1 protein-coding gene is annotated in these 267 nt (G+C 61.4%); it reads left to right on the forward strand.

Features of this window, described 5'->3' with window-relative positions:
- Positions 1-267 (forward strand): EAL domain-containing protein (locus ACR6JA_RS22410; protein ID WP_494599624.1); only part of this gene is annotated, 267 nt, incomplete at both ends.

Consider the following 267-nt stretch of genomic DNA (forward strand, 5'->3'; position numbering starts at 1 on the left):
CGGCGATCTTCCCCGCCCTGGACGCCTTGCGGCAGATCGGTGTGCGCTTCGCCGCCGATGACTTCGGGACGGGGTATTCCTGTCTGCAACATCTGAAGTGCTGCCCAATCAGCACGCTCAAGATCGACCAATCGTTTGTCGCCGGGCTCGCCAACGACCGCCGCGACCAAACCATCGTGCACACCGTGATTCAGCTTGCGCACGGGCTGGGCATGGATGTGGTGGCTGAAGGCGTGGAAACATCGGCGAGTCTTGATCTATTGCGAC

Source organism: Cedecea sp. B1(4) (genome assembly GCF_059414925.1).